Source organism: Candidatus Binatus sp. (genome assembly GCF_036567905.1).
Lineage (GTDB): Bacteria > Desulfobacterota > Binatia > Binatales > Binataceae > Binatus.
This window is the reverse complement of record NZ_DATCTO010000076.1, coordinates 1-15,781: the sequence shown is the minus strand read 5'-3', so window position 1 is coordinate 15,781 and position 15,781 is coordinate 1. Positions and strand designations below refer to the sequence as shown.

The 15,781-nt window shown below is 63.0% G+C and carries 15 protein-coding genes; 12 read left to right on the top strand and 3 right to left on the bottom strand.

All coding sequences use genetic code 11. The features are described from left to right. The first annotated feature begins 47 nt into the window (after positions 1-47). The 11 genes from VIO10_RS12040 (at position 48) to VIO10_RS11990 (ending at position 11,666) form a co-directional block, all read left to right on the top strand. Positions 48-1,409, top strand: a complete 1,362-nt coding sequence (locus VIO10_RS12040; RefSeq protein WP_331964325.1) for a hypothetical protein — start codon at positions 48-50, stop codon at positions 1,407-1,409. Next, on the top strand, positions 1,406-2,446 hold the full coding sequence (locus VIO10_RS12035; RefSeq protein ID WP_331964322.1) for an AAA family ATPase: 1,041 nt from the start codon (positions 1,406-1,408) through the stop codon (positions 2,444-2,446). The genes VIO10_RS12040 and VIO10_RS12035 overlap by 4 nt, the downstream gene beginning before the upstream one ends. A 10-nt stretch (positions 2,447-2,456) precedes the next feature. Continuing rightward, positions 2,457-3,362: a DUF58 domain-containing protein gene (locus VIO10_RS12030; RefSeq protein ID WP_331964319.1), complete on the top strand. Its 906-nt coding sequence runs from the start codon at positions 2,457-2,459 to the stop codon at positions 3,360-3,362. Positions 3,363-3,364: 2 nt separating this feature from the next. Next, positions 3,365-5,260 carry a BatA domain-containing protein gene (locus VIO10_RS12025; protein WP_331964316.1) on the top strand — a complete coding sequence of 632 codons (1,896 nt, stop codon included), beginning with the start codon at positions 3,365-3,367 and terminating at the stop codon, positions 5,258-5,260. Next, positions 5,253-7,838, top strand: a complete 2,586-nt coding sequence (locus tag VIO10_RS12020; RefSeq protein ID WP_331964314.1) for a VWA domain-containing protein — start codon at positions 5,253-5,255, stop codon at positions 7,836-7,838. The genes VIO10_RS12025 and VIO10_RS12020 overlap by 8 nt, the downstream gene beginning before the upstream one ends. 47 nt (positions 7,839-7,885) lie before the next feature. After that, positions 7,886-8,410: a pyridoxamine 5'-phosphate oxidase family protein gene (locus VIO10_RS12015; RefSeq protein WP_331964312.1), complete on the top strand. Its 525-nt coding sequence runs from the start codon at positions 7,886-7,888 to the stop codon at positions 8,408-8,410. Positions 8,411-8,476: 66 nt separating this feature from the next. Then, positions 8,477-9,454: a hypothetical protein gene (locus tag VIO10_RS12010; protein ID WP_331964309.1), complete on the top strand. Its 978-nt coding sequence runs from the start codon at positions 8,477-8,479 to the stop codon at positions 9,452-9,454. A 147-nt stretch (positions 9,455-9,601) separates the two neighbouring features. Further along, complete coding sequence (locus VIO10_RS12005) at positions 9,602-10,207, top strand: hypothetical protein (RefSeq protein ID WP_331964306.1); 606 nt, start codon at positions 9,602-9,604, stop codon at positions 10,205-10,207. Positions 10,208-10,235: 28 nt separating this feature from the next. Then, a complete protein-coding gene (locus VIO10_RS12000) occupies positions 10,236-10,592 on the top strand; it encodes a hypothetical protein (protein ID WP_331964303.1) in 357 nt (118 codons plus the stop codon). A 138-nt stretch (positions 10,593-10,730) separates the two neighbouring features. Next, positions 10,731-11,165 carry a hypothetical protein gene (locus tag VIO10_RS11995; RefSeq protein ID WP_331964300.1) on the top strand — a complete coding sequence of 145 codons (435 nt, stop codon included), beginning with the start codon at positions 10,731-10,733 and terminating at the stop codon, positions 11,163-11,165. Between the two features lie 102 nt (positions 11,166-11,267). After that, positions 11,268-11,666 (top strand): hypothetical protein, encoded by a 399-nt coding sequence (locus VIO10_RS11990; RefSeq protein WP_331964297.1) that lies wholly within the window; start codon positions 11,268-11,270, stop codon positions 11,664-11,666. A 31-nt stretch (positions 11,667-11,697) separates the two neighbouring features. Here the strand turns inward: VIO10_RS11990 and VIO10_RS11985 are convergent, their stop codons facing one another. The 3 genes from VIO10_RS11985 to VIO10_RS11975 form a co-directional block, all read right to left on the bottom strand. Further along, the gene (locus VIO10_RS11985) at positions 11,698-12,894 is read right to left on the bottom strand and encodes a pyridoxal phosphate-dependent aminotransferase (protein ID WP_331964294.1); all 1,197 of its coding nucleotides are present in this window, start codon (positions 12,892-12,894) and stop codon (positions 11,698-11,700) included. A 236-nt stretch (positions 12,895-13,130) separates the two neighbouring features. Beyond that, positions 13,131-13,334: a helix-turn-helix domain-containing protein gene (locus tag VIO10_RS11980; protein WP_331964291.1), complete on the bottom strand. Its 204-nt coding sequence runs from the start codon at positions 13,332-13,334 to the stop codon at positions 13,131-13,133. A 189-nt stretch (positions 13,335-13,523) separates the two neighbouring features. After that, a complete protein-coding gene (locus VIO10_RS11975) occupies positions 13,524-14,984 on the bottom strand; it encodes an acetyl-CoA hydrolase/transferase family protein (RefSeq protein WP_331964288.1) in 1,461 nt (486 codons plus the stop codon). A gap of 132 nt (positions 14,985-15,116) precedes the next feature. On the opposite strand from VIO10_RS11975, the gene VIO10_RS11970 reads away from it, so the two are divergent. After that, positions 15,117-15,722 carry a hypothetical protein gene (locus VIO10_RS11970; RefSeq protein ID WP_331964285.1) on the top strand — a complete coding sequence of 202 codons (606 nt, stop codon included), beginning with the start codon at positions 15,117-15,119 and terminating at the stop codon, positions 15,720-15,722. Positions 15,723-15,781 lie beyond the last annotated feature (59 nt).

The window sequence follows — 15,781 nt, the reverse complement described above, 5'->3', positions numbered from 1 at the left end:
GGGCTAAACTATCCTCAATCCACGATCCACGCGCTTGGCGCCTTCAGATGTTGTTTCCCTCACAAGACAGGCGAGCTGACGAGAAACTCGGGCGAATCCTGGGCCGGGTAGGTTCCGTCCGCGCGCGACTCAACTCGCTGGCGCTGCAGCACGCGATTTTCTACACGCTTGCGATCGCAATCGCGGGCTGCGCCGCGGTATTTGCCGGTGCATACCTGCTGTCGCCGCTCGCTTTCCTGGCAGGCACGTCGGCGCTGGCGATTATTGCCTGCGCCGGCATCGCGGGCGCAGTCGGCGCTGGCTGGCGGATGCGCGCCAGCGCGGTGCGTGCCGCCGCGATCGCCGACGATCGGGCCGAGCTGAAGGGGCGTCTCTCGACGATCGTCGCGCTCGCGAATCAGCAGAACCGCGGCTCGCTGTGGGCGTACCTGCTTGAAGATACACTCGGCCATCAGGACCAATTCGCGGGGGCGCGGATCGAGCAGCGGCGCGTGTCGCGCGCGATCTATCCGCTGGCCGGAGCAATCGTGCTGGCGGCGCTCGCGATCCCGATTTCAAAAATCAAGCACCCGCCACAGATCGCCGGGGGCAGCGGGCAGGACGAGCTGACGGTCGATCTGGACGACCTGCATCTGCGACCGGCCGATCCGGGCGATGAATCGGGGATGCAGGTCACGGCAGACCCCGCGACCATGCGCCGGCTCGAGGACAAATTGGCTCGGGAGGGCGCGGCGAATGGCGAGGCAGGCGGCAATTCGCTGAACCAGCTGGTGAATCGCGCGCGCGACCTGGCCGGGCATTTGCAGAACAGGCTTACCGGACAGCAGGCGGCCTCGAAGCAGCGCCTCAACCTGCGCCTGGCCGACGCGGGCGGCGATCAGGCTCAAAATGAAATTCATCGCGCTCCTGAGACGCCGAAGAATCGGCATGGCGACGTCGCGGGACAGTTCAAACAGGACCAGCCAAAATCCAACCGCGAGATCGATCTGCCGAGGCAAGACGATTCGCGCCAGCCCGATTCCAAGTCTTCGCCCGGCGGCTACGGTGAGTCGGGCGCGCAAGCCAGCTCCGGCGAGGACAACCCAGGCAATCACGACAACCGCGCGACCGATCGCGGGATTCAGCATAGCGGCGAGAATGGCGGCAACGGCGGCGCGGCGCACGGAACCGGCGCCGATCCCGACAGCCTGTTCGGCGCACCTGCGGCGTCCAAGTTCGGCACCGAGGGTTTCGAGATCGCAATCGAAGCGCGGCCCGTCGATCAAGGTGCGAAGGGCGCCGGTCACGCCTACGTCCCGCCCAAAGTGCGCGCGCCGCTCAGCCTGAAGCAGGAGCCGGACGAGCCGGTGGCGCGCGCCGCCGTGCCGGCCGAAGATCGAACTACTATCAAACGGGTATTCGAAAGATGAGCGAGGTGCAGGCGGAAACGCCAACGGTGGCGGATTTCGCCCGGACGTTCCGGCGGATCCAGGCCGAGATCCACAAGCTGATCATCGGACACGAGCAGGCCGTCGAGGAGTTGCTGTCGGCGCTGTTCGCCGGCGGCCACGTGCTGATCGAAGGCGTTCCCGGCACGGGCAAAACGACGCTGGTCAAAACGCTGGGGCTGGCGCTCAATCTGAGCTTCAACCGAATTCAATTCACCGTCGATCTGATGCCGGCCGATATTACAGGCACGCGCGTGATTCTGTCGGGCGACGACGGGCGGCGTGAGTTCAGCTTTGCGCCGGGACCCGTGTTTTGCCATATCCTGCTCGGCGACGAAATCAATCGCGCGACGCCCAAGACGCAGTCTGCGCTACTGGAGGCGATGGCCGAGTTGCAGGTGACGGTTTCGGGCACCACCTACCGCCTCAAACCGCCGTACTTCGTGATGGCGACGCTCAATCCGATCGAGATGGAGGGCACCTATCCGCTGCCTGAGGCGCAACTCGATCGCTTCCTGTTCAAAGTCCGTTTGAACTATCCCGACGAAGGCGAACTGACTCGAATCATCTCCTCGACGACCGGGCCCGAAGAAGCGGGGATCGAAGCGGTTTTCCACGCCACCGAAGCGCCCGAGCAAATCGAGGCGCTCAAAAGGCTGGTGCGCGAAGTGATGGTGGCGCCGGCGATGGAGACCTACGCGGCGCGACTGGTGCGAACCACGCAGCCTCAGAACTCGCGCTTCGTGAGCGAGCAAGCCAGCGCCGTGCACGACGAGATGGTCAATCGCTACGTGATGTTCGGCTCGAGCCCGCGCGGTGCGCAGGCGCTTATTCTGGGCGCCAAGGTGCATGCGCTGCTCGACGGGCGCGCCAATATCGCGCGTGAAGATATCGAGCATGTGGCGGTCGCCGCACTGGCCCATCGCATCATGCTCAACTACGCCGCGCTAGCCGACGGAATCGACGCCGCGCACATTGTCGAGCGCGTCATCAAGTCGGTTCGCGCCGGGAAGCCATAGGCAGCCGGCGATGCTCGAAGCACGCGCTTTCGAGCCGGAATTTTTGCGCAAGCTCGACCGCCTGGTGCTGGGTATCAAGCGTGCCCGCACGGTGCGCGCGGGCCAGCGCGCGCTGGGCAGAATCCAGGGGCTCGGAATCGAACCGGAAAATTTCAAGGCGTACGCGCCCGGCGACGATTTGCGCTTTCTCGATTGGAACGCGTTCGCGCGGTTTGACGAATTGATGCTGCGAACCTACCGCGCCGATCGCCAGGTCGAGGTTACCGCGCTGGTGGACGCCAGTGCGTCGATGGGATTGCCCGAGCGCGACGACAAGCTGGGGCTCGCGTTGGCGATCGGAGCGTCGCTCGCGTACATCGGGATGTCGGATAATGACGCGGTTCGAATCGGCGCATTCTCGATGCATCGTGGGGCGATGAAGCTCGACGCCACGCCGTTTCATCGCCGCCGCGAGTCATACCTCAATTTCAGGCCGTTCGTGATGTCGGTGAAAGCGGGCGGCGAGACCCGGCTGGGCGCGGCCGTCGATCAATTGCTGCTGCAGCGCCGGCCGGCAGGGACGGTAGTTGTCATCTCGGATTTCCTCGTCAATGAAAGCGACGTCGAAGACGCGCTCAAGCGGCTGGTGATGGCGCGCCACGAGGTAAAAGTTGTCCACGTGATGGGCGAGCAGGAGCGCACCGCTTCGTATCCATCGGGACTGCTGCGCGTGCGCGACGCGGAGACCGGCGAAGTCCGCGAGACCGTGCTGGGCCCGGCTACGGCCGCCGCGATCCGGCGCAAGGTCGAAAAGATAGCCGCGCGGATACGTGAGATCTGCACGACGCACGCGATTACTTACGCGCAGGCGTTCGGAGCGGGCAATCTGGATAGCATTATGGAGCGCGAACTCCCGCGGCTCGGAATTGTGAGATAATCGTGGGTCTCCTCAATCCGCAGAACTTCATCTATGGACTCAGCCTCGCGCTGTTGGTGCTGATCTATCTGCGCGCTCGCTCGCGTCCGACCATCGAAGTGTCGAGCCTGATGCTCTTCGACCAAGCGCCCGCGCCGGTTGCGAGCGTCCGTCACGTGCGGATCGACCCGCTGTTCTGGCTCGAGCTGGCGGCGCTGACGGCGCTGACGCTGGCGATCGCGGGATTGTACGTGATGAGGCCGCGCACCCCCGGTCACGGCCGGATCCATGCGCTGGTGTTCGATCTCGGCGCCGGGATGAGCGCGCGCGAAGGCTCCGGCACGCGACTGGACCAGGCCCGCCGGGAGGCGATGGAAATAATCGATCAAGCGCCGGCTGGAGACGAGTTCAGCGTCATCGCATACGCACTCGAGGCGCAGGCGCGCCATCCGCAGACCGCGAACCTGGCTGACCTGCGCAAGGTGCTCGGCGACTTGGTTCCCATGGCGCTGCCCGCACGCACGGCGGCTCTGAGAGCGGCGCTGATTCGCGCGCGCGGCGCCTCGGAAATCGATCTGTTTGCCGATCGGCCGCCCCCGGCTGCGATTTTGGCCGACGCCGCCCCGACCGCGCGGGTAAATTTCCACCTGGTCGGTTCCGGCGACTTCAACCTGGCGATCGTGTCGCTCGATGCCGGCATCCCGGGCTCGACGCGCGGCCGCGCCGTGATTCGCAATTTCTCCGCGCGGCCTCATCCCTGCGAACTGGCGATCGATCTCGGCAACCGCGAGGAGTTTCATCAGACCCTGATGCTCGCGCCGCGTGAACAGGTCGTGGTCCCGTTCGGACCGCTCAAGTCGGGAGGTGTGCTGCACGCGCGAATCCTGACTCCCGATGCGATCGACGCAGACAACAACCGCTACGCCTACGCGCCGTCCGATCGTGCGGCGCAGGCCCTGGTCCTCTCGCCCGACGCCGCGGTGCGCGACGATATCGCGCGCGTGCTGCTCGCGGTCAACGCGAATTTCCAGATCGAGACCGCCGATCCCGCCAAGTATCTTGCGCATGCGCGCGCATCCGGCGCCGGCGCGAAGCCGCTCGAACTGGCTGTCATGCACGATTGCTATTTGCCCGCGGCCGGGGCGGCGTCCACGCTGCTCATCTATCCGCCGCAACTTGCGAAGAACCTGCCGTACGCCGCCGCAATCGGAATCTCCGTCAATGGAACGATTGCGAGCGCCGATGTTCGCGGTGACGCGATGGGCGAAGCACCCGCCGTCGAATCCCTGGCGCTGGGCGCGACGCGAATCGTAGCGATCCCCGAATGGATGGCCTTGATTGCGACCGCAACCGGCCCCGCTCATTGGTCGATCCCGCTGGCCGCGATCGGGCGTGGTGCGGGCGGTCGCGTCGGCGTGCTCGCATTCGACGTCCGCGATCATCTTCTGCTCGCCCCCGATCATCTCGACGCGCTGGTGCTGACGGTCGATCTGATCAAGCAACTGATCGCGCCGCGCGATATTTTGATCGTGCCGACCGGCGCTGATGTGAGCGTAGCCGCAACCGCAACCGCGCGCGTCACCCAGCCCGACGCAAGCGCGCGCACCGTCACGGCCGACAAATGGGGCCGCGTGCGAATCCGTCCGCTGCAGGCCGGGCGTTACACCGTCGAGTCGGGGGGAGAGACGACGCAGGTGTTCGCCAACTATTACGACGCGGCCGAGTCCGACCTTGGCGCCAAGTCGCAGGCCGAAGCGAGCGCGCCGGCCCAAAAGGCCGCTGCCGCATCGAACGCGCAATCCGCCGGGGAAGCGCAGCCGCTGGTTTTCATTTTGCTCGCGCTGGCGTTGCTCGCGCTGACGGTTGAATCCGCGATGCTGATTGGCCACGCCGGCCGCTGGGGGATGCGCCATGTTTGATCGGCCGCATCTGCTGTGGCTGCTGCTGCTCGCGGCGGTGGCCGTGGCGCCGGGAATTGTCGCGATGCGCGGCGGAATGCGGCTGGCGGGCGCTGCGGCGGCGACACTTCGCGCGCTGTGCGTTGTAGCGCTGGTCGCGATGCTCGCGGGGCTGCGCATTCCAGGGCGTATCGCCGCGCAAAGCGTCGCGGTGGTCGTGGCGCTCGATGAGTCGCGCTCGGTGTCGCCCGATCAGCAGGATTGGATGCGCGGCCAGGTCGAACAGTTGAAGTCCGCGATGGCTCCGGGCGACCAGCTCGGGATTGTAGGTTTTGGCCGCGACGCGCGGTTGCTTGCACCGCTGACGGATCCCCGGCTGCTGGGGCATTTCGGCCACGGCGCCGATGAAGGGGCCACCAATATTGCCGGCGCGCTGACCGCGGCCGAAAGCCTGTTTGCGCCGGAAGCGGACAAGCGAATCGTGCTGCTGAGCGACGGCAACGAAACCGAGGATTCCGCGGCGGCGGAGGTTCCCGCGATGCTCGAGGACGGTGTGCGAATTTTCGCCGCCGCGCCGCCGCCGTCGGCTACCGAGAGAATTGCGGTCACCAATTTCTATTCCCCGGACACGATCCGCGCCGATCAGCGCTTTGCATTCAGAATCGACGTTGACAGCGAATCGCGGTCTGCGGTCGCAGCCATACTCAAGCTCTACCGCGACGGCACTGCCGTCGGCGGGGAATCGATCACGCTGAAGCCGGGGCTGAACCGCTTCGAGCTGCCCTATCGGCTGGAGCGCGCGGGTGCATACTTGATGAGCGCGGAAGTCTCGATTGCTGCTCCGCGGGTGGCGTTGAATCCGCGGGTCGAGGCCGCGATTTCGGTGACCGGCGCGCCGCGGATTCTGATCGCCTCGAGCACGCCGCCGGAAAGCCTCGTAACCGCGCTCAAGATGCGCAACTACCAGATCGATTTCGTGTCGCCCCGCAGCCTGAGCGAACACCCGGTGGATTACCTGCCCTATCAACTGGTCATCCTCGACGACGTGCCCGAGGGATCGCTGACGCCCGCGGCGCAGCACGCGCTCAATCGCTACGTCGCCGACTACGGCGGCGGACTGGTCGTCACGGGCGACACCTTGCGCCAGGAGACACTGGCCGGCGGCGAGTTGGAAAAGGCCTTGCCGGTAAAGTTTGTGCCGCAACCGCCGCCGCCCTCGCGCGAGCCGATTGCCGTTTACCTCTGCATCGATCGCTCGAACTCGATGAGTTACGACTCGCGCTATCCGGCGGTGCGCGACGGCGAGCGAATTCGCTACGCCAAGCAAGCCGCGATCGCGCTGCTGCGCCAGCTCGACGATACTGATTTAGCCGGCGTGATCGCGTTCGATTCGCAGCCGTACGTGCTCGCGCATCTGCAGCCGCTCGGCGAAGATCGCGGCGAGCTCGAAAACCGCATCGATCGCCTGCAACCCGGCGGCGGCACCGACTTCAAGGAGGCGCTCGAAATCGCCGAACGCGAGATTCTGCAGAGCGGCATCGCGGTGCGCCAGGTGATTCTGCTCACCGACGGCGACACCAACCGCCAGTATCAGGACCACGACGACCTGATCGCCGAATTCGCCCGCCAGCACATTCCGGTCTCGACCATCCGCATCGGCCCCGACCTCGCCAATCTGCGCTTGCTGCAGGACTTCGCGCAGGCGACCGGCGGCGTCTTCTATCGCGTGCAGGATATCGAGAAGTTGCCGCTGCTGCTGGTCGGATTGACGCGCCAGGCGATGAACCGGCGCAAGCCCGATCGCACCACCGTCGAAGCCGGCGAGGCAACCACGATGCTCTCCGGGATCAGCATCAAGGAGATTCCGCCGATAGATTTCTTCGCCGCCGCCGAGCCCAAGGACGGTGCGCAAGTCGCGCTCAAAGTCGCGCGCGCCGGCAAATCTGCGCCGCTGCTCGCGGCGTGGCAGTATGGACTCGGCCGCACCGCGATTTTCGCCGCCGTACCCGATTCGCTTGCCACACTGAGCTGGATTCGATGGAACCGCTACGCGGAATTCTGGTCGCAGGTGGCGAGTTGGACGATGCGCCAGGGCGACTCCGGGATGTTCACGATGCGCGTCCATGGCGCGCCTGACGGATCGATCACGGTCGAGGCTGAAAGGGCCGATCGCAATCCCGTCAGCGACCTGGTCTGCCGGATCACCGGGCCGGGACGCGCCATCGACGTTGCGATGACCGAGGCCGACGCCTCGATCTATCGGGGCGAAGTCGGGCCGCTGCCACGCGGCAAGTACGCCGCGACGTTGATGTTCAAAGCGGGCGATTCCGAAAAAATCCTCGAGCAGCGCGAATTCGCCGCCGCCGGATCGATTCCGGCCGACAGCGCCGAGCTACGCATCAAACCGCCCAATCTCGAACTGCTGCGCCGCCTATCAACCGCGACCCACGGCGCGTTCGACGCGCCGGCCGCGACAATTGTCCGCCATAATGGCCAGACCGTGGCCTTTCGCCGCAACGCGGATCCGTGGCTGATTCCCCTGGTGATCATGCTGTTCCTGGGAGAAGTGTTTGTGCGTCGCCGCTATCTCGGCGATTGACGATGGAGCGCTGCATGAAAATTTCCGCTGCCAATCGTTCTCATCTCATGGCCGCAGCCGTTCTCCTGGCCGCCCTCGTCGCTCCCGCCGCGACCGCGATCGCCGCCGCCTCACCGCGCGACGCCGGCGCGCTTGCCAAGTCCACCTACATCTATATTGCAACGGTTCGCAAAGACGGCAACCAGAGCCAAGCCGCGCCGGTTTGGTTCATTACCACCGGCGACAACCAGGTCCTGATCGAAACCTCGCCGGCCAGCTGGAAGGCCAGGAGAATCAAGCGCGGCAGCCCGGCGCTCGTATGGATTGGCTCGCGCACCGGCCCGGCGTTCATCGGCAAAGCGGAAATCGTCGAGGACAAGGCGCTGCAGGACCAGGTGATCGCGGGTTACCCCAAGAAATATATGCTCGCGCGAATCGGCTATGCCCGTCCCACTCGCGCCAAGCTGGATTCAGGCCAGATAGTCGTGATTCGAATTTCGCCGACGCGGGATCTGCCCGACGGATTTCAGTCTGCGCCCGCAACTCCGGCGCCCGTCCTTGACGAGACGGCAAAGCCCGCTTCCGCCCAATAGAACGTGTCTTGAAATTGGTCTGCCATTCGGTCAGCATCCCGCCCCATGCGTTTAGTTCGATTAGCAATGGCTTTGGTTGTCACCGCTCTGGTAGCGAGCGCGAACTGCTTTGCGAGCGACTTCGCGTCGTTGCGCGAGCCGGGATTCGATTTGCTTACGCCGGCGCCACATCAAATCGACATCGAAGCCGGCGACACCTACCAGTTCCTGGTTGGCGCCAACACGCTGCGCCGCCGGATCAACTCATTTCCCGACAGCGCGATTAGCTTGCAGCACGACCTCGGCGTCTCGCAGATGCAACTGCCCGAGGTGCTGCTTTCGTACTGGTTCGACAGCGTCAACGCGGCGCAGTTCCAATTCAGATACTTCGGTTTGTATGGCAGCAAACCGCAAACTCAACCGCTGGCATTTGGCGGAACGATAATCTCCGCGTCTCAGAATCCATTTGTGGTTCCGGTGGGCGGAACCTTCAGTAACTCCGCCCGCGCGTATCAGAAACTGAATCCCGGCGGGACGCGATGGTACACGTTCGGCGGATACTACGAGCGCCGCCTGACGCCGCTGTATCAGGATCGCGAACAGGGATTGCCGGTCTTTCTTCAGGGATGGGACCTGCGCGCAAAGATCGGACTCGAGTTCACGTACAACGATTTTCGAATCAACGACGGCTCGCCAAAGTTCAGCCAGCGCTCGCTGTTCGAGGCGCGAATCCGTTTCCATGATAAGGGGCTGCCGATACCGGCGATCGGCCTGGAGGCGCGGCGATGGCTGGCGCCCAACCTCGCGTTCGAGCTGACGGCGCAGGGCTATTGGGCCAACAAGTGGGACTCCGGCCGCAGCGAGGGCGGTACGGTTTACGACTCGCAATCGGGCTTCGAGACTCACTGGCGCGTGGTTTACTCGAACCGCGACTGGCGCGGTTTCGCCCCATTTGCCGGCGTAAACTACTATTACTCGAAGTACACGCAGACTTCCGCGGGGGTGGGCAATTTACTGCGCGTGCAGATGATCGGACCCGAACTCGGCTTCAACTGGAGCATCTGATCCTCGCCTGACGGCGCTGTCCTAATTCGCGGTCGAATGTCCTAAGTTGAATTTGCGAGTGTCCTAATTCACTAGAGCGGGCCAGCCGGAACCAACCGGGCGGGAGATGACAAAACCGCGAGGCTGATATAAGATAACGTTCCGGCGATGGCGAAAAGCAAACTGATGGTAGTGCCCAAGCTGCGTCCCGGCGAGGGCAGGGAAATCGAGGTAATCAGGCGAACCGTAGCGCAGACCGACGGCACCACCGCCTATGAATTCGATATTGATATTTCGCATGCGCCGGTCCCCGATCGGCGCTATCTAGCCGACGGTGCCGCAATCTTATTCAGCGGCGATGGCGTCCGGTTGGTACTTGGTCAGCAGCGGTTGCTATCCCCGAAGGAAATGCGTTCCGCAGTCGTCGTGTTCTTGAGCGCGCAAGCCGTTATTCAGTTCTTGCGAAGTTGCAAGGATTTCCATCCGGCTGTCAGCAAATATTCTAACCAGCATCATATGGTCGAATCGCTGGCCGACATTCAAGCCGAACCTGAACACACCACGTTCATAACAAGCAACGTGATTTTGACCGCATTCTCTGGGCGCGAAGCCTGCTTGGATTTTTACAATTCGTCACCGTTCGTTTTGGCGGTCGCCCAGCGGGGTGGAAAATTCGCGCTCGACCCGATTTTGCGGGTTGATTTGGGCACTGGCCTGCTGGTCGCGATTCTGGATAGAATGGAGTCCTTGAAATCCGACCTGCCTACGTTCTAGAACATTGGCAGGTAGGAGTGCGCCGGACATGAACGAGCTAGACAGATATCAGCCGGATGACTGGTCGCGCGATGGTGTCACTACCGTCCGAGGACGAGCCGAACGCCGTTTCCCAAAACGGGCCAAGGAAAAGTGGCTTGCGATGGCGGCAAAAGCGACGATACTCTCGATCACCGTAGCCGCATTGATCCCGGCCACTATGGCATTGCCCAAGTCCGCTTTGGTTCAGCGAGCCGCTTTCGCGGACGTGAGTCACCAAAAGGAAAAGTACTCGCAGCTTCGAGACGTGGAACCAGATTACTGGCCGAGGTTGCTCAATTTTCTTGACCAGTTCCCGCGGGACGAAACGGCTAACTCGGATTTCGATCCCGATCCGTTTACCTAGCCGCCGCTGGCCTCGATTCCGATGGCCAGTTGGTGGCGGACCGAATTAAACCCGCAAGGCTTGTCCCAGGGTGACGTAATCGAGCTCCTAATTTCCGGATGCGCTGTTATGCCCCTCCGCCCATTGCGGAGCCGACCGTTGCGTCAGGGGAAATCGGGCTGGGAAGAATTGACAGGATGGTCGCCGGGGAACAATGGTGTCGGCCACTATCTTGCCGCTGGCAAGATGCTTCCTTGCTTGGTCGTCTCGCACAGTTGCGATTTGGAAAAGCCGAAAGACACCGCGCGGGTTCTCATAGCCCCGATACGCCCACTCACCGCGTTTACTCCCGAAGAGCGCGAGTTGGTGTTACAGCGGTCGCGCGCCAATCTTGTCCCGCTGTCAGAGATCCCCGGTTGGGAAGATAGTTGCGCCGACTTGAGATGCATCTCTTACGTTGATCGACAGATGGTGGCTGCGTCAGAACGTGTGGTGTCCATGACGGAAGAAGCGACGAAGATTTTTCAGGCTCAGCTTGTCCTCTTCTTCACGCGAATCGTGGTCCCGTCGGACGAGTTCAATAAAGCGACCTGACAACAGGGTGTCTTAATTTTCCGCGCTCAGTGTCTTAATTCAGACAATACCCGCCTGACATAGTCGCTGGCCTCACGCGCGGCGCGCGGTTATATCAGGATCGTGGCGAACGATTCCCCATCCGCGCTGATCAAGTGCGCGCTCAATTGCCGATGCCCGGTATGCCGAAACGGCGCGATTTTCCGATCGCACTTCAGGATGAATCGCGAGTGCCCGCGATGCCACGTCGTGTTCTGGAAGGATCCAGGAGAGACGTTGGGCGCGATGTATCTCGACTTCGCGGTGGCCTCCGGCGCGTTCCTTATCGGCTGGGCGATTCTCGCCTTCGCCGCGCGCCTCTCTGATGCCGTCCAGATATTTTTTCTGAGCGCGGTCGCCGCCGGCAGCGTGCTGCTCTGCTACCCGCTCACGCGCAGCGCGTGGACCGTGCTGGTTTATCTGTCGGGCGGAATCGAGCGCCCGCGCTTGCGCACCATCCAGGGCGGCAAGAAGGCTTCTTGACCCGATTTCTCGGGCCTCGATCCGACCTGTTTTAGTCTCGTCGCGCCAATCTTGAACGCGCCGCCAGCTTCTCCTGCAGATGGCTCAGGCGCTCGGCGGCTGCCGCGATCGTCTCGTCGCTTTTCGAAAACGTGAATCGAATCTTCCGATGCCCCAATTCCGGCCGATGGTAAAAGCTTGAACCGGGCACCGCGGCGACGCCGACTTCATCGAGGATGAAATCCGCCGCCGCGAAGTCGTCTTTGAATCCGAGCCCGCCAATCTCCGCGACGATGTAATACGCGCCGTCGGGGTTGCTGCATTCCAGGCCGGCCCTCGTGAGCGCCGCGTACAACGCGCCGCGCTTGCGCTCGTACATCGCGGTCAGCTCGGCATAAAACGATTCCGGCAGCCGCAGTGCGACGGCCCCGGCTTCCTGCAGCGGATGCGGCGCGCCCACCGTCAGAAAGTCATGCACCTTGCGAATCGCCGCGGTGATTCTCTCGCTGGCGATCACGTACCCCAGCCGCCATCCGGTTATCGAGTAGGTCTTCGACAGCCCGCTAATCGTCACCGTCCGCTCGGCCATCCCCGCAAGGCTCGCGATCGATACGTGGCGCGCGCCGCCGTAAATGATGTGCTCGTAAATCTCATCGGTGATCGCCAGCGTGTCATGACGCCGGCACAGCGAGGCGATCGCTTCGAGCTCGGGACGGGTGAAGACCTTGCCGCTCGGATTGTGCGGAGTGTTGATCACGATTGCCTTGGTGCGCGGACCGAATGCCGCTTCGAGCTCGGCGCGATCGATCGAAAAATCCGGATCGCGCAGCGCCACGTAGCGCGGCGTCGCACCGGCCAGAATCACGTCGGGGCCGTAGTTCTCGTAGAACGGCTCGAAGATGATCACCTCGTCGCCGGGGTTGATCACCGCCAGCATCGTCGCGATCATCGCCTCGGTCGCGCCGCAGGTTACCGTGATGTTGCGGTCGGGGTCGCACGCGATGGCGTTGTAGCTGCGCACCTTGTCCGCGATTGCGCGGCGGAAATTCGGCGAGCCGTGGGTGATCGCGTACTGATTGTATTCCTCGTCGATCGCGCGCTTGGCGGCCTCCTTGATTTCGGCCGGCGCGGGAAAGTCGGGAAATCCCTGCGCCAGGTTCACCGCACCGGACTTGAGCGCGCGTCGCGTCATCTCGCGGATTACGGATTCGGTGAACAGTCGTGTCCTGGCGGAAATCTCAGTCGGCATGACTCTGCGCGATCATCGCGCGCGGAAATTCGATGCGCGCGGCAACTCGGTTGTTCGGATTCTAGCCGCGCACGCGTGCGCGCGACAACTCGCCCGATTCCAATGTCGGATTAAATTGAAAATTAACCCCGAATTGTGAATGGATCGGCGTGATTTCAGCGACAGATCGGGAGCAGGCGAAACCGGGGATGCTTTGAATTCAGCGAAATGGGATTGCGGCGCTACGATGCCGCCCGCTAATCAGCCCCTTCCTCTTCCAGCATGCCGGGTCCCTGGCGCAGCCGCCATTCATCGATTACCTCGACGTTGAAGCGCCAGTCGCTTCCGATCTTGAAACCGGGCAACTGTCCTTTCTTGAGCAGGCGGTAGATCGTCGAGCGATGTACTCGCAGATATTCGGCCAGCTCATTGACTGTCAGCACCTTCGTCGAGGATGCCATCCTTTCACTTCCTCTTTAATGCGCCTATCCGTTCTTACGCTGGCAAACAAGCTACCATAAAAGGTGAACTGCGCTATAGACTCTCTTATTGGACTATTTCCCGCCTAAGGTCAAGCCTTAGGGGGATATACCGCGCCTCATTGTGTTATTCAGCACTGAATCGGCGCGGTTTTGGTGCGTTTTGACGGTCTAGCCGAACAGTCGGTTGGCCGCTTCCCTCAGCTCCGCGCGATGGTCCGGGTGAGCAATCGCGATCAATTCGGCGGCGCGCTCGCGATGGTTCTTGCCCAGCAGCCGCGCGATGCCGAATTCGGTCACGACAGTATCGGCGAAATAACGCGGCACCGTTACCAATGCGCCGGCTTCGAGTTGCGGCACGATGCGCGAAATCGCGCCGCCCACCGCGGTTGATTGCAGCAGCGTAATCGCGCGTCCGCCCGGGCATAGAAACGCACCGATATGAGTCTCCGGCTGGCCTCCGGTACCGTTCATCATCCGCGCGCCGAGCACGCTCTCGGAGTTAATCTGACCGGTCAGATCGATGCTGAGCGCATTGTTGATCGACGTCTGCCGGTAGTTCGAGGAAACCGTCGCGAGCTTGAGCACGTAGTCGGGATCGTAAAGCTCGAACGCCGGGTTGTCGTCGATTATCCGCAAGTCGTCCGGATCCGAGCCCGTCCACGCGATCGCCACCGCCTTGCCGCGATGAATCGTCTTGCGCCGGCCGTTGATGATCCCGGCGTCAACCAGCCGCGCGATTCCCGGCGCGACCATCTCGGTATGCAGCCCCAGGTCGTGCTTGGCGTCGAATGCGCCCAGCCGCGCCATCTGCGAACCGGGTTCTCCGATTCCGATCTGAATCGTCACGCCGTCTTCGACCAGTTCGCTCAGGTATCCCGCTACCGCCTTTAACTCTTCGGCCGGCTGCGCAAGGCTGAGCAACACGCGCAGATCCTGAAGTGGCGTGCGTTGCAGATACTGAGCGATCGGCCAGATACGTTCGACTCCCGCCTCCGCAATGATCGCGCGGATGCCCTCGCGCTTTTCCGCGTCCATCGCCGCCAGCGCCTGCTCGATAGCGGCCAGATCGGGCGGCGGTGGAGTTCCCTCGACGAAATAGGCGAACTCCGAGACATGCATGTAAACGTCGCCGTAAGTGCGCGTCATGCTGGCGTCAACTTCGGCGATCGCACGGCGCGCGCGCCGCACGTACATCCGCTTGTTCCACTGATGCGGCCCGAAGCTGACGAATCCCTTGGCGTTGGGCGTGGTGACGTTGACGAAGGTGAAATCTATCGGCTTGTCTTCGGCCGGCCGTTCGTCGTGCGGCTTGAAGCCGGTCGAAAATAAATTGGGCAGGTAGGTGGCCGCATGGCTGTCATGCGACGGACGTCCCATGTTGCCGATGAACAGCTCGAACTCAAGCCGGAAATGCGCCGCGGCTTCTCCGCTTAGCCATCCCGGGTCGATTATCGGCGACGACATCCTGAGATCGACCACGCCGCCGATCTGCTTGCCGCGCGCCGCCAACGCGCCCTGCATCACAGTTCCCGCCGCGAGCGGGAAATTCACCCGCATCCCCGCCTTTACCATTGCGGCCGCTTCGTCAGCCGAAATCGTGCGCGATCGGTAATACTCCTGCCAGTTCATTTGAGCGTTTCCTCTCTGATGTGCGAGACCCGGCGCCGACCAATGAACCGGGACCTCAAGCCGACACAATGCCTGATTAACGGCCTGCGCGGCAAACTTGTTCGCCCCGACCCGAGCGGCTAGCTTTCGAGCATGCTGATTGCCGACGGCGAGTTCCGCTACGACGTCCGCCGCGCCGGCGAGTTGATCGCTGTCGAGGATGAAACCCTGGCCGCAGGCAGAATCCACGGCATCCGGCGCCTCGCGAGCGGATCCAACGTGTACGAAGTCGAAGCCGTGCTCGACGACGCCGGGCTCATCCGGCGCGTAGTCGTCAGCTACAGCCGCGGCCCCTTCACTCGCAATGCCACCTACGAATCAGCCGACGGTTTTCTGCGCGGGAACGTCGGCGCGATGGGCGGGCGCAACGACTTGACCACCAAGCTCGGACGCTATGGCGAAGTGGATGCCGACCTGATCGTCTTCCGCGCTCTGACCATTGCCCACATTCGCGAACGCGGGCAGACGCGATGGACCGGACGGGTGGCGGCAATCGATCCGAATACCCTCGTCGCTGCCACCAGCAAACAGTCGTGCCGCCAGCGGGGCAACGATCCGCACCTGTGGATTTACGAGCCGCGGATGGGCGACTCCGAGGAAATTGAGATTGACGACTCGGGACTCGTGATCCGCCGGCGCGATTCACGCGGCATCGAGACCCTGCTCGTCTCGACACCTCTCCCCCTTGCCCAGTTCTAACAGGGACGAAGTCCCGCAGCTTCTCTTATTACTGGGTGCAGGGCTCAGCCCTGCCATCG

What these genes read in the sequence shown, in the direction of transcription:
- VIO10_RS12040 (WP_331964325.1), top strand. Translation starts at nt 48, where the DNA reads ATGTTGTTTCCCTCACAAGACAGGCGAGCTGACGAGAAACTCGGGCGA.
- VIO10_RS12035 (WP_331964322.1), top strand. Translation starts at nt 1,406, where the DNA reads ATGAGCGAGGTGCAGGCGGAAACGCCAACGGTGGCGGATTTCGCCCGG.
- VIO10_RS12030 (WP_331964319.1), top strand. Translation starts at nt 2,457, where the DNA reads ATGCTCGAAGCACGCGCTTTCGAGCCGGAATTTTTGCGCAAGCTCGAC.
- VIO10_RS12020 (WP_331964314.1), top strand. Translation starts at nt 5,253, where the DNA reads ATGTTTGATCGGCCGCATCTGCTGTGGCTGCTGCTGCTCGCGGCGGTG.
- VIO10_RS12015 (WP_331964312.1), top strand. Translation starts at nt 7,886, where the DNA reads ATGGCCGCAGCCGTTCTCCTGGCCGCCCTCGTCGCTCCCGCCGCGACC.
- VIO10_RS12010 (WP_331964309.1), top strand. Translation starts at nt 8,477, where the DNA reads ATGGCTTTGGTTGTCACCGCTCTGGTAGCGAGCGCGAACTGCTTTGCG.
- VIO10_RS12005 (WP_331964306.1), top strand. Translation starts at nt 9,602, where the DNA reads ATGGCGAAAAGCAAACTGATGGTAGTGCCCAAGCTGCGTCCCGGCGAG.
- VIO10_RS12000 (WP_331964303.1), top strand. Translation starts at nt 10,236, where the DNA reads ATGAACGAGCTAGACAGATATCAGCCGGATGACTGGTCGCGCGATGGT.
- VIO10_RS11985 (WP_331964294.1), bottom strand. Translation starts at nt 12,894, where the DNA reads ATGCCGACTGAGATTTCCGCCAGGACACGACTGTTCACCGAATCCGTA.
- VIO10_RS11980 (WP_331964291.1), bottom strand. Translation starts at nt 13,334, where the DNA reads ATGGCATCCTCGACGAAGGTGCTGACAGTCAATGAGCTGGCCGAATAT.
- VIO10_RS11975 (WP_331964288.1), bottom strand. Translation starts at nt 14,984, where the DNA reads ATGAACTGGCAGGAGTATTACCGATCGCGCACGATTTCGGCTGACGAA.
- VIO10_RS11970 (WP_331964285.1), top strand. Translation starts at nt 15,117, where the DNA reads ATGCTGATTGCCGACGGCGAGTTCCGCTACGACGTCCGCCGCGCCGGC.